This is a genomic window from Lutibacter sp. HS1-25, assembly GCF_004121075.1.
GTDB lineage: Bacteria > Bacteroidota > Bacteroidia > Flavobacteriales > Flavobacteriaceae > Lutibacter.
Genome location: NZ_RHLN01000026.1, coordinates 1 through 13,083 on the forward strand (window position 1 = coordinate 1; position 13,083 = coordinate 13,083).

The 13,083-nt window shown below is 30.1% G+C and carries 12 protein-coding genes; 3 read left to right on the forward strand and 9 right to left on the reverse strand.

The window, feature by feature from the left end; translation table 11 throughout:
* Positions 1 to 83: 83 nt before the first annotated feature.
* Together argS and EC396_RS10105 are read right to left on the reverse strand one after the other, a co-directional pair.
* Positions 84 to 1,853, reverse strand: a complete 1,770-nt coding sequence (argS, locus tag EC396_RS10100) for an arginine--tRNA ligase (RefSeq protein WP_129366584.1) — start codon at positions 1,851 to 1,853, stop codon at positions 84 to 86.
* 197 nt (positions 1,854 to 2,050) lie between these two features.
* Positions 2,051 to 3,880 carry a PAS domain S-box protein gene (locus EC396_RS10105; protein WP_129366585.1) on the reverse strand — a complete coding sequence of 610 codons (1,830 nt, stop codon included), beginning with the start codon at positions 3,878 to 3,880 and terminating at the stop codon, positions 2,051 to 2,053.
* 206 nt (positions 3,881 to 4,086) lie between these two features.
* On the opposite strand from EC396_RS10105, the gene EC396_RS10110 reads away from it, so the two are divergent.
* The gene (locus tag EC396_RS10110; RefSeq protein WP_129366586.1) at positions 4,087 to 4,587 is read left to right on the forward strand and encodes a YkgJ family cysteine cluster protein; all 501 of its coding nucleotides are present in this window, start codon (positions 4,087 to 4,089) and stop codon (positions 4,585 to 4,587) included.
* Positions 4,588 to 4,592: 5 nt separating this feature from the next.
* On the opposite strand, the gene EC396_RS10115 is transcribed toward EC396_RS10110, so the two are convergent.
* The 4 genes from EC396_RS10115 to EC396_RS10130 form a co-directional block, all read right to left on the reverse strand.
* Positions 4,593 to 5,570 (reverse strand): PliI family lysozyme inhibitor of I-type lysozyme, encoded by a 978-nt coding sequence (locus tag EC396_RS10115; RefSeq protein WP_129366587.1) that lies wholly within the window; start codon positions 5,568 to 5,570, stop codon positions 4,593 to 4,595.
* Between the two features lie 45 nt (positions 5,571 to 5,615).
* Positions 5,616 to 6,137 (reverse strand): hypothetical protein, encoded by a 522-nt coding sequence (locus EC396_RS10120; RefSeq protein WP_129366588.1) that lies wholly within the window; start codon positions 6,135 to 6,137, stop codon positions 5,616 to 5,618.
* Positions 6,138 to 6,181: 44 nt separating this feature from the next.
* On the reverse strand, positions 6,182 to 6,472 hold the full coding sequence (locus EC396_RS10125; protein WP_129366589.1) for a helix-turn-helix domain-containing protein: 291 nt from the start codon (positions 6,470 to 6,472) through the stop codon (positions 6,182 to 6,184).
* Positions 6,473 to 6,552: 80 nt separating this feature from the next.
* Entirely contained in the window at positions 6,553 to 6,897 is a 345-nt protein-coding gene (locus EC396_RS10130) for a type II toxin-antitoxin system RelE/ParE family toxin (protein ID WP_129366590.1), read from the reverse strand.
* 347 nt (positions 6,898 to 7,244) lie between these two features.
* Here EC396_RS10130 and EC396_RS10135 point away from each other — a divergent pair, with 347 nt between their 5' ends.
* Positions 7,245 to 8,579, forward strand: coding sequence for an OmpP1/FadL family transporter (locus tag EC396_RS10135; RefSeq protein WP_129366591.1), 1,335 nt, complete (start codon positions 7,245 to 7,247; stop codon positions 8,577 to 8,579).
* Positions 8,580 to 8,745: 166 nt separating this feature from the next.
* On the opposite strand, the gene bcp is transcribed toward EC396_RS10135, so the two are convergent.
* Entirely contained in the window at positions 8,746 to 9,198 is a 453-nt protein-coding gene (bcp, locus tag EC396_RS10140) for a thioredoxin-dependent thiol peroxidase (RefSeq protein ID WP_129366592.1), read from the reverse strand.
* Between the two features lie 247 nt (positions 9,199 to 9,445).
* Between bcp and nth the strand changes: the two genes are divergently transcribed.
* Positions 9,446 to 10,081, forward strand: a complete 636-nt coding sequence (nth, locus tag EC396_RS10145; RefSeq protein ID WP_129366593.1) for an endonuclease III — start codon at positions 9,446 to 9,448, stop codon at positions 10,079 to 10,081.
* Between the two features lie 51 nt (positions 10,082 to 10,132).
* Here nth and EC396_RS10150 read toward each other — a convergent pair whose 3' ends face one another.
* Both EC396_RS10150 and EC396_RS10155 read right to left on the reverse strand, forming a co-directional pair.
* Positions 10,133 to 12,358, reverse strand: a complete 2,226-nt coding sequence (locus tag EC396_RS10150) for a tetratricopeptide repeat protein (protein WP_129366594.1) — start codon at positions 12,356 to 12,358, stop codon at positions 10,133 to 10,135.
* A gap of 161 nt (positions 12,359 to 12,519) precedes the next feature.
* On the reverse strand, positions 12,520 to 13,065 hold the full coding sequence (locus EC396_RS10155) for an HdeD family acid-resistance protein (protein ID WP_129366595.1): 546 nt from the start codon (positions 13,063 to 13,065) through the stop codon (positions 12,520 to 12,522).
* Between the last annotated feature and the right edge of the window lie 18 nt (positions 13,066 to 13,083).

The window sequence follows — 13,083 nt, forward strand, 5'->3', positions numbered from 1 at the left end:
ACAAACAGACTTTGGTCTTCAAACTCCAAACTTCAAACCTCTAATATTTAATATCTAACTTCGTAAATACCCCAAACTACGACTTACATTCTCTCCGGAACATCAATTCCTAATAAGCCAAATGCAGTTTTAATAACTTCACTTACTTTTTTAGAAAGTTTTGTTCTTATTATTTTTTCATTTTCGTTATCACAACCTAAAATTGGCAATGTTTGGTACAAAGAGTTGTATTCTTTTACCAAATCGTACGTGTAATTTGCAATCAATGCCGGACTATGATTTTTAGCTGCATTCTGAATTACTTCAGGAAATAATTGCAACTGTTTTATTAACGAACGTTCTTTTTCATGCAAAGCAATTGTTGAAATTGAGCTTGAATAATCAAAATCAGCTTTTCTTAAAATAGACTGAATTCGAGCATATGTATATTGAATAAACGGACCTGTATTACCTGCAAAATCTACAGATTCTTCAGGATCAAATAAAATACGTTTTTTAGGGTCAACTTTTAAAATATAATATTTTAAAGCACCCAAACCAATGGTGTTGTATAAAGTTTCTTTTTCTTCGTTTGAATAACCTTCTAATTTACCCAATTCTTGAGAAATTTCACGAGCAGTATTGGTCATTTCAAACATCAAATCATCAGCATCAACAACGGTACCTTCTCTCGATTTCATTTTACCACTAGGTAAATCAACCATACCATACGATAAATGGTAACAGTTTTTTGCCCAGCTAAAGCCTAATTTTTCTAAAATTAAAAACAACACTTTAAAATGGTAATCTTGCTCATTACCAACAGTATAAACCAATTCATCTAAATCAAAATCTTTAAAACGTTCAATGGCAGTACCAATATCTTGGGTCATATAAACTGCTGTTCCGTCAGATCGCAACACAATTTTTTCATCCAAACCATCTTCGGTTAAATCTATCCAAACAGAACCATCTTCTTTTTTGTAAAAAACACCTTTAGCCAAACCTTCGGCAACAACATCTTTACCCAATAAATAAGTATTGCTTTCGTAATAATTTTTATCAAAATCAACACCTAAGGCTTTGTATGTTTCGTTAAAACCAGCATAAACCCATTCATTCATGGTTTTCCAAAGCGATACAATTGCTTCGTCACCAGCTTCCCATTTTAATAACATTTGTTGTGCTTCAACTAAAATAGGTGCTTGTTTTTTTGCTTCTTCTTCGGTTTTGCCTTCAGCAATCAATTGCTTAATTTCTTCTTTATAAGCCTTGTCAAAAGCAACATAATAATTACCAACCAGTTTGTCACCTTTTAAACCAGTACTTTCTGGCGTTTCGCCATTTCCAAAACGTTGCCAGGCCAACATACTTTTACAAATATGAATACCACGATCGTTGATAATTTGTGTTTTATAAACTTTTCTACCAGAAGCTTTGATAATTTCAGCAACTGAATAGCCCAGTAAATTATTGCGAATATGCCCCAAATGCAATGGTTTATTGGTGTTTGGCGAAGAATATTCAACCATTACTGCTTTTTCATTTTCTGCAGGTTGAACAATACCAAAATTTTCGGTTTCATAAATAGATTGAAAACTATTTACAAAAAATGAATCGGAAATAACCAAGTTTAAAAAACCTTTTACCACATTAAAATCGGCAATTTCTTCTACATTGTCTTTTAAATAGGTTCCAATTTTGTTTCCAATTTCAACAGGATTTCCTTTTACAAATCGTAAAAAAGCAAATACCACAATGGTAATATCACCTTCAAATTCTTTTCTAGTTACCTGAAATTCAACAGTATCTATAGTTACGCTGTAAATTTCTTGGAATGCTTTTTTAACTGCAATTTCTAATTGTTGTTGCATATTTTTTTTATTCTTTTCGAAGTGCAAAAGTAATAAATTCAATAGTATTTTTAAGGTTTTTACAGCAAAATCGATAAAATCAAAAAATGCTTATAAATATGTGTTACTTTGATTGCAATGTATTTTTAAAGTTGCGTGCTTTTAAATGAATTAAAAAGTAATTGAACCACTATTTTAATAAAAGAAACTGAAAGGATTTATTCCTTTTCTTCAATATTATTTTGTTCAGCCCCTTTCTCTTTGCCATTTTCTTCAATATTTTTTTTAAAACCAATTAATTGTCGGTATTTAAGTTCCGTTTTTTTAAGTTCCTTTTCAATCATTTTGTATTTACTAATATCTTTAATAGTTACTACCGCTGCAATTATTTCATTTTCAGTATTTATAATGGGTCTTCCACTTAACAAAACTCTTTTTCTTTCTCGGGTAACAGGATCCAATAGCAGTACATCAATATCATCTGTTGCTTCTCCAGACAAAGCGCGCTCCATTGGTAAATTTTGGAGTGGAAAAGTTGTTTTTCCATCAGGATAATACAATTTAAAATGATCTGAAAAATGAATAGAAATCTTAGTATCATCTTCAATTTGAAACAATTCATTCGCCATATAATTTGCCAAAACAACTCTTTTTGATGTATTGGCAACAAGTACACCATCGCTAATATTTTCAAGTATCATGTTCAATTTTTGTTCGTTTTCATACAAATTATTAAGAGCTTCTTTTTCTTCTATTTCTAATTTCAATTGCGCCGTAATATCATGTGCAATGGCGTATAGTAAACCTGTGGGCTTGTCTAATGTTGCGGTCCACGACAACCATTTTACCGTACCATCTTTACAAACCCATCTGTTTCTTAAGTTCTCTAAATAGGTTTCGTTTTCTATATTTTCAATTTTTTCTTTCGTAAAGGCAATATCTTCAGGAAAAATATAGGTGTAAAAAGAGTTTTTTAAGAGTTCTTCAGTATCAAACCCAAGTGTTTTACTCAATGCTGGATTTATTTTTACAAACTGATTTTTAGATGCAACTATCAAAATATCTTTTGACATATTAAAAAAAGTATCTGCAGTTTTTAATGATTTTTCGTATTCTTTGTTTGAAGTTACATCACGTGCAACAGCATATAAAAAACCAGTTTCTCTGTCGGGATAGGTTGTCCAGTTGAGCCATTTTAATGAGCCATTTTTACAAACAAATCTGTTTTCAAAATTAACAGTTAATTCACCTGTTTTAAGTTTAGACACCTCATCTATTGTGCTTTTGATATCTTCAGGATAAACAAAAGACATAAAAGGTTTACCTAAAAGTTCTGCTTCAGTATAACCCAATGTTTTTATTGTAGCAGGATTTACTTTTAAAAAAGTATTTTCAGACGCAATAATTAACATATCCTTAGATAATTTAAAGAAATTGTTTCCTGCTGTAAGAGATTCATTTTCAGATTTCATTTTTGAAATATCAGTAGCAATGGTACCAATGGCATAAACCCTGTTGGAAGTGTCAAACAAAGGAAATTTTACAGCTAGGTAAGTGTGAGGCCCATCAACTTGCTCAATAACTTCTTCAACCTGAATTTCTTTGCCTGCTTTTACAGTTTCCAAATCTGTATTTCGATAGCTATCTGCAATTTCTTTAGGTAAAAAATCGTGATCTGTTTTTCCTTGAATTTCTTCAACATTTATTTTAAAAAGCGATTCGTATTGTTTATTTATTAAAAGATATTCGCCATTGATTTTTTTTACAGAAATAGGGTTGCTTGTATTGTTGATGATAGATTGAATTAACATTTTACTTTCTAGTAGCTTTATTTCCGATTCGTTTTTTGCTTTTAATTGGGCTGTCAATAAAAAATAAACAACCGTTAACATACCTAATGATAGTATAATTAAAGCAAATGCAAGCCAATTCCACAAATCAAAGGCTGTATTTGCACTAATTTTCCAAAAAATAAACGCAATTATCAATACCACAATAATATTTATCAAATAACCCGTTGTAATTTTATTTTTAAAAGAGAATTTCATTTTAGAAAGATTTAAAAGTTACAGCATACCTAAAGTTAAAGAAAATACCTTAAATAAGCATCTTATAAATATGATTTTTAGCAGTTTGTGTTTTTAATAAATTTTAAAAAATGAATTTAAATGCAAATACTAAGTTGTTTTATTAATTTAAAAAGAACTTTCATTGTTTGCGTTTTTTCTACACATAACATTTATATATTTGCAAAATGGAAGAATTTTTAAAAGAGTTACCGAATTTAGCCAAAGAAAAATTAGCGGAAAGCAAAACGTATTTTAAGAAATTAAAAAAACGTCTTCCCAAAAACTTGGATTTGGTAATGCAGGATTTGCACAATAAGGAGTTTGAAAAAACCGATTGTTTAACTTGTGCAAACTGCTGTAAAACAACAAGTCCCATTTTTAGTATTGGAGACATTGAACGTATTGCTAAGCATTTAAAAATGAAAGTATTGGATTTTACCAATCAATATTTAGAGAGAGATGAAGATGATTTTTATGTGTTAAAAACTGCACCTTGTTCTTTTTTAGATGAAACAGACAATACTTGTTTTATTTATGATGTTAGACCGAGAGCGTGTAAAGAATATCCACATACAGACAGACGAAAATTCAGTCAGATTTCAGATTTAACCCTGAAAAATACAGAAATTTGTCCGGCTGTTTACAATATTATTGAAGCTTTAAAAGTAAAATTACCTGTAAAATAATTGATTTAGTAAGTTTCCACTTTTTCAATTACAAACAATCTTGAAGCTTCTCCATCTTTTAATTTATATTGAATTTGACGTGTTTTACCTGTAGGATTTGCATTGTTATCACCTTCATTATATATTTTAAATCGCTGAACTAAAGTTGTTTCAACTATTGCAAATTCATCGTGACCCATATAACCTTTTGATACTTCCGCGTTTTCAGAAATAGGTGGAAAATAAATTTGACTGATTGATTTTCCATTGTTAACCGAATAACCAATTACATTGCCATAACTTCCACTACCTGCTGAAACAGTATAAATTAAAATTTCAGGATAACCATCTGCGTTTAAATCTTCAATTTCAGCATTTACAACAGCACCCTCAATTTCTAGCTTTATGGCTGAATTGTCTATCTCTAAACCATACGGACTTATGGTTAGTTGTTGTATAGATCCTTTTCCTGTAGTGCTTATGTCAAAACCAATATTTTGAAAGTTTAACATTTTTTGAAAAACCCTTTGATCTATTTGAGATTGATCTAAATCTTCATTTATCTTACTGTAATTATTGGCTAAAGTAGCACCTCCAGAACAAAAATAATAAAGTGCATCACTTTCTGCTTCATTTTGAGTTTTGATGGTTAAATTGTTTTCAGTAAAGACAAAAAGTATCTTTTTCCCTTCAAAACTAGACTGAAAAACGCTGTCGTTTAGCTTTATAGCATCTGCATCAAAAGTACAGGTTGGTTTCTTTTTATCTGCTCTAGAACGCGCAGTAATGTGCAAGGTACTATCTGTATATTTTACAACTGTAACACCCACCCAATCAGCTCCTTCGTTTCGCTTTTCATATTCAGAAGAAACATAATTACCTGCAATTTCAACAGTGTTTTTAATGTTATTTACATCGTTAGATTTAGCAGCTTCTTTATTTTTACAACTAAATGCAAATGATAAAATTGTAAATCCTAAAATAATGGTTTTTAATGTTTTCATATTTTTAGCTTTTAAACTATTTATTCAATAAAAATTTAAACTATATTACATAAAATCTCGCACTTCTTCCTTGATAAAACCCAATGCAGTTGCAGATGGTGCCGTATTAGAAAGCGTTGCTTTTAAAATGGCTTCTCTTAAATCTTGAGCATTGAGAACAGATTCTTGCAAAGCTGTTTTTTTAATCAGTTGTATAGTCGCATTTTTAGCAGTCACAATAACACTCCAACATTTGTTTGAAATGTAAATTTGCTGTGTTAAATTATGCTCAAATTCTTGTTCTATAGCACTGATAACACTAGTTGCATAAGCATTTTTATCGTTGTTTACAGAAGGAATTCTTACCACTAAATTTGAAGGATTGATACGCTCTAAAAACAAAACCATACGCTCATAAGCCTGTAATTTAAGAGGCAAAGATTGTTTTTGATTTTCTCTTAATAAAGACAATTTAAATTTTTGTTCTTCAGCTTTGGTATAATTTACAAAAAAATAATACGCAACCAAACCCGTTGTAATTGACGGAATGGTATAACTTAACATATCAACAATTTTTTCTAAATCCATTTATAAGTTTTTATATTGAATTCAAATTTATGGTTTTTTATGAATTAAACTTCAATTGAGATTTTAACTTTTCCACCAAGTCCTTTTTCTACAATATCAAATAGTGTTTTTAATGTCATATTGCTTCCATCATTTTCTACACGAGAAATATATGAACGTTTTTTGTCAACTAGAACTCCAAGTTGTTCTTGGGTTAAATTTTTATTTTCTCTTGCTTGCCTTAATAAAAAACCAATTCTAAGAGATTCAAAATCTCTTTCAAGTTCATCCCTTCTTTGTGTTCCCTTTTTTCCGTAAACATCATCTTTAATATCTTTCCAACTTTTTGTTTCCATTTTTTTATTTTTAATTAAAAGCAGTGTATTTGTATAGAATGGTAATTATAAACATTTACAATTTTTTAATATTTTTTAAATTATTGATTCTTTTCTTGAAAATATAAGTTCATCAATTTAATCGCTTTTTCTAGTTCTTTTTTAGGTGTTTTTTCAGTTTTCTTCTGAAATCCATTTAATAAAATAACAAGTTTTCCTTTATCAAAAAAACAAAATACACGCCAAATATTAGAACCTAATTTTATTCGAGCTTCATATAATCCTTTTGTTCCTGTAATTTGCTTTAAGTAGATCGAAGGAATTTGCTCAAATGTTTCTATAATTTCTATTATTTTAAAAATCTTATTTTGAATTTTTTCTGGTTGAGCAGATAAAAATGCTTCAAAATAATGTTTGTACGCAATTACTTTTCTTATCTTTTTCATATTACAAATGTAACTTAAAAGTAACTATTTTCAAAATGATTTAAAAAAGTACTTGCAAATAATTTTGTAAAATAATTTCTCAAAAAAGGAAAGTTTGTATTATTTAAATTTCAAGGTGATTTAAATCTTCTTTAAACTTTATATAGAATTTTAGTAGAAATGATATTAAACACTAAAATATTGTTGGTAACAATTGTTACCGTATATGGCCTTTTTTAGTGATAATTATCATTAATTGAAAGTTTTAATCTATTTAATTTTGATAACAAGTGTTAGCATTTTTATTTAAAAATTAAGGGTGAAAATTGTTACACGATAAAAACTTTATTTTAACCAAACTTTTAATTATGAGAAAATTAATTACAATAGCATTAGTGCTATTTACAACTGCATCTTTTGCCCAAGCGGGTCATATTATGCAAGGCGTAGGAGCTGAAAACATGTCTATGGGAGGCGCAGCTACAGCAATGCCTGTTGGTATTAGCGGCGCTATTCAATGGAATCCAGCAACACTTTCTGCTTTTAAAGGAAAAATTTTAGATTTTAATATTGGTGCATTTTCTTCATCACCAGAATTGAGTTCGTCTTATGGACCAATGAGTGGAATTACAAAAGATGACAGAGGAATTTCACCTATGCCTGCTTTGGCTTTTGTGTACGGAAAAGAAGGAAGTAAAAGTACTTTTGGTATTTCTGCATTTGGGATTAGTGGTTTTGGTGTAACTTTTCCAGAAAACTTAAATTATCCTCAAGATGTTTTTGGCAATCCAAATCCAAATTTCAACCCTAGTCAGCCAGTTAACCCAATAAGTTTTCCTCAGTATGCAGGTGGTTTTGGTAAAATTAAATCAGACTATATGTTACTGCAAGTTTCTTTGTCTTATTCTTATGAAATTTTAAAAGGTTTGTCTATTGGTGTGCAACCAAATTTTGATTTTGCAACTTTAGAATTAGAACCAAATCCTTTATCAAGCCCAAGTATGATGGGATATCCTGTTAGTGATAAAGCATCTGCATTTGGTTTTGGTGCTCAATTTGGTATTTTTTATGCTTCAAAAGGTGGTGTAAACTTAGGGGTTTCTTATAAAACAACCCAATCGTTTAGTGCTTTCGACTTTAAAAACACAAACTTAGATGGATCTGCTGCACCAAATGTAGATTTTACAATGGATTATCCTTCAATCTTATCATTAGGAGTTGGTTATACTGCTGATGTTATTGATTTAACAGTTGATTTTAGAAGTGTTAACTACAGTTGTACAGAAGGTTTTGAAGCAAAAGGTTGGACACAAACTGGATCTGTTCAAGGTTTTGGATGGAATGATGTTTATATTTTATCTGCAGGGATGCAATTAAAAGTAGTTGAAAAATTACCAATAAGATTGGGTTATACTTATAGCAGCAATCCTATTAATAGCGACTTGGCATTTTTCTCTATACCAGCAACTGCTGTTATTAAAAATGCGGTTCAGGTTGGTTTAGGTTATGAAATTAACGATAAAATTGCCGTTAATGGTGTTTATCACTATGGAACTAGTAACGGAAAAACTGAAGGTCCAATGCTCGATCCAAGAATGGCATCTCCATCAAATCCTTACGGAGTTGTTTCAGGAACAAGTGTAGGTTATAAAATGAATACAAATATGATTATGCTAGGTTTTAGCTATAATTTTGAAAAATAATTTGTATTACTAAATATTAAAAACGGCTTCAAAATGAGGCCGTTTTTTTTAATAAAAAAGTTAATTAATCTAAAATTAAACTTTGGTTTCTGTTATTAAAACAAACTGATCATAGATTTTAACACTGCCCTACAATCACTTATATTTAGCTTTAAACCCTTCAACCTTAACCCAAAATCTGAGCTGTGTGGTCTTTTGTTTTTACTTTTGTAATTACATCTTCAAGTACTCCATTTTCATCAATAACAAAGGTTGCTCTATGAATCCCGTCGTATTCACGACCCATAAATTTTTTAGGTCCCCAAACACCATAAGCATTGATTACGGTTTTATCTTCATCTGCTAACAATGGAAATGGCAAGTTATTTTTCTCTATAAAATTTTGTTGACGCTTTGCCGCATCTGCACTAACACCTAAAACTGCATAGCCTTTGGCTAAAAACATTTCGTAATTGTCGCGTAAATTACACGCTTCTGCTGTACAACCTGGCGTACTTGCCTTTGGATAAAAAAACAGTACTAATTTTTTTCCTTTATAATCTGATAATTTAATTGTTGCGCCTGTTTGATCTAATGCTTCAAAATTTGGTGCTTTATCTCCTACTTTTAATGTTGTCATTTTTTTTAGTTTTATGCTATGCTAAATTATGAAAATGATTTAAAGAAATATAAAATCTCTTGATTTTAATCGTTTATTTGTCAACTATTAATCAAAACAGCATCTATAACTTTCACAAAACAATAGTTTAAAATTAATTTATAACAAATAATTAAGTTTAAAAGAACCTTGTTTGAGCTTCACAAAAAAAGCTTCTATAATTTACTTTGAATATTTGTAACTTTGAACCTTTGTAACTAAAAAAACAATGACTAAAAAAGAAAAAGTTCAGTTTGTAATTGACACACTTGAAAAATTATATCCAGAAACACCCATTCCGTTAGATCACAAAGATCCATATACTTTGTTAATTGCCGTTTTACTATCTGCACAAAGTACTGATGCCCGTGTTAACACCATTACTCCTCTCCTATTTGCAAAAGCCGACAATCCGTATGACATGGTAAAATTATCGGTTGAAGAAATTAGAGAAATTATAAAACCTGTAGGTTTATCACCTATGAAATCAAAAGGTATTTTTGGACTTTCACAAATTTTAATTGACAAACACAATGGGAAGGTTCCGAAAAATTTTGAAGACTTAGAAGCATTGCCTGCCGTAGGTCATAAAACAGCTAGTGTTGTTATGAGTCAGGCTTTTGGTGTACCAGCTTTTCCTGTTGATACACATATCCACAGATTGATGTATCGTTGGAATTTAACAAATGGTAAAAACGTGGTACAGACAGAAAAAGATGCTAAACGTTTATTTCCGAAGGAATTATGGAATAAATTGCATTTACAAATTATTTATTACGGTAGAGAATATTCTCCTGCTCGCGGTTGGGATATTGAAAAAGACATTATTACCAAAACCATTGGAAGAAAAACTGTTTTAAAGTAAAAACCATAAAAACTGATTTTATGGTTTTTAAAATTTCAAAAAATGAAGAGTTTATTTATTTAGGTTTTGATTTATATTCCCTAAAATTTGTTGATATTCCTGATTGTTTGGATTGATTTGAATCAACAACATACAAACATTACTTGCTTCCTGAAATCTCTTTAAATTAATTAACCCAATTAATTTCACATATAAAACACGTTCGTTATTTGGACTTAATTTAATGGCTTTGTTAGCTATTTCAACCGATGTTTTATAATCGCCTTTTTGTTGAAGCATAATTATATAATTATAAAAAGCATTGGCGTTAAAAGGTTCTTTTTCGCAAGCCAATTTTAAATAATTCATTGATTTACTAGTATCTCCCAACTCATTATACAGCAAACCTAACATATAATAAGCATAACTAAATGCAGGTTCTTGTTCAATAACTTTTAAATAAAGTGCTTCGCTTTCTTTTACCAATCCTTGCTGATAATAAATTAAAGCCAAATTCATTCTAGACCTGTTGTATCTATTGTCAATTTTTATAGCCTTTTTATAAGCATCAACAGCAGCTTCAACATTGCTTTTTTCCTGAAAATAGATAGCTCTTGCATGTTGTCCAGATGCAAAATCGGCATTGATATCCATCTGATTTAAAAATTCTTTGTTTGCCGCATCAAAATCTTGCACACCCATTTTATCTACAAAACTTTTATTGAAATAACTTGCTGCTGAAATTCGTACCGACCTTACAGAATCTTTTAACAAAGGTGCAATTTTACTTTTAACAGCTGCATTGCTTGTTTTTTCAAAAGCCATCACTGCCTGATTTCTTATAAACACCGATGAATCTTTTAAATATACACTCAAAGCATTTAATTCTTGCGCTGTTAAAGGGGCGTTTGTATATTGATTTAAAGCCGAAGCTCTAATAATTTCAGGATATTGTTTGTTTTCTAAAACAAATTTAAATTGATTATAATCTTCGTAAAAACCTTTTAACATATGATCTGAAAAGTGATCAGCTCTATTTGGTCCGTATTTTTCAATCACAAAATCGCTGGCCCATGCTGCACTTTTATCTTTATGACAAGTATTACAAGCATTTGGTACATTAAATTTCACAGACTGATCTGGTCTTGGAATTCTAAAACTATGATCTCTTCTAAAATCATTCCCCATATAATATCTGCCAGGCATATGACAATTTACACAACTAGCTCCATCTGTACCAATTTCGTGAAAATGATGTTCTTTGGTATTGTAATTAGGTGTATGACAAGACATACATAAGTCATTTCCTGTTTTCTTTAGTTTTAATGAATGTACATCATGACAATCTCTACAAGATATACCATTGTGATACATTTTACTTTGAATAAAAGAGCCATAAACATAATCTTCATCCAAAATTTGACCATCAACATAATACAATGGATCTTCAGGTAATGTTACCATATAATGGTCTGAAAACTGACCTTTATAATCAAAGTTGTTTGTTAACTGAGACCTTCTTGAGTGACAACGAGCACATTTATCAACCAATTCTTTAGAAGGCAAACCTGCAGGCATGTACATTTTAGGCGGTGTTAAACCTTCATAATTATCTTTGTATTTTTCATAAAAAGCATTGTGATCGCTCATAGGCCCATGACAAGCTTCACAACTCACATTAATTTCGCTAAAAGTAGTATTAAAAGAATCCGTTTTATGATCGTAATTCTTTTTTAAATCGGTTGAATGGCAATCAACACACATGGTATTCCAACTCATAGCTCTACCTGTCCAATTTAACCATTCGCCATGTTGTAAATCGTCGTAATTTGGTTGTAAATGAAACCATTTATGATCTCTAGAATCCCAAGCTGCAATAGAGCATTGGTATTCACCATTTGGAAAAGCAACTACATATTGCTGTAACGGAAAAAACCCAAAAGTATAGATAATTTTATAATCTTGATACACCCCTTTTGCATCGGCAGTATTCATATAATAATCACCATCTTTTTTAAAAAAAGTATGCTTAACACCTTTATGTTCAAAAACGGTATTGTTAAAATCTCCTAAAACCGAAACTGAGTCGGCTAGTTTCATAGCCAAATCGTGGTGCGAGTTTTCCCAAAGCCCATATTCGGTTTCATGGCAAGATTTACAACTTTTTGAACCTACAAATGTGGCTGTTTCACTTGGGTTATTAGCACCTATTAAACCCTTTTTTTGAGGATTATCACATGAAATTAGGCTTATAAATATAAAAAAAAACAGGAAAGAAATTTTAATAGGAAAATTCATTCAAATACAATTAGGTAAACATAAAATCAAACTTATTAATAAGTTTGATTTTATAATATTAATTTAAGTCGATAAAAGTAATAAATCTAACTCAAATACACTTGCTAATTTGTATCAACTTTTTGTGAATTTATACAACTAAAAAAAAGTAACTGAGCTTTTTATGAATGTAATTTTTTACGGATACTGTTTGCCAAAAAAAGAATAGCCAATCCACCTATAATAGCCACAAAACCTATCAAATAAACAACTGTTAAAGCTGAAAAATAAGGTGAAGAAATTAAAGCAATACCAAAAATTATTGAAAATAAGCCTCCATAAATCATAGATTGTTTTCCAATAGTTCCTTTAGGAAATTTTAATCCTGAAAACAAACCACTAAATCCGTAAACCAATGCTGAAATTCCAATAAACCACATAAAAAACGAAGCCGTAAAAACTGCTGTTAAATAAGGTTTAGACAATACTACTGAACCTGCAACTACCCCAATAATTCCAGATATTACCCCCCAAGAACTCATAGATTCCTTTCTATTTATAGCTCTTACAATTGTAGCAATACCATCAACCAACCAATAAATACCAATAAGTACCATTAACATAGACAACGTTGATTGTGGAAAAATTACAAGTATCAACCCAACAATAAGCAATACAATTCCTTTTAAAAATATAAGATTTAGGATTACACCATTTTGATTTTTCATAATTATAATTTTAATTGT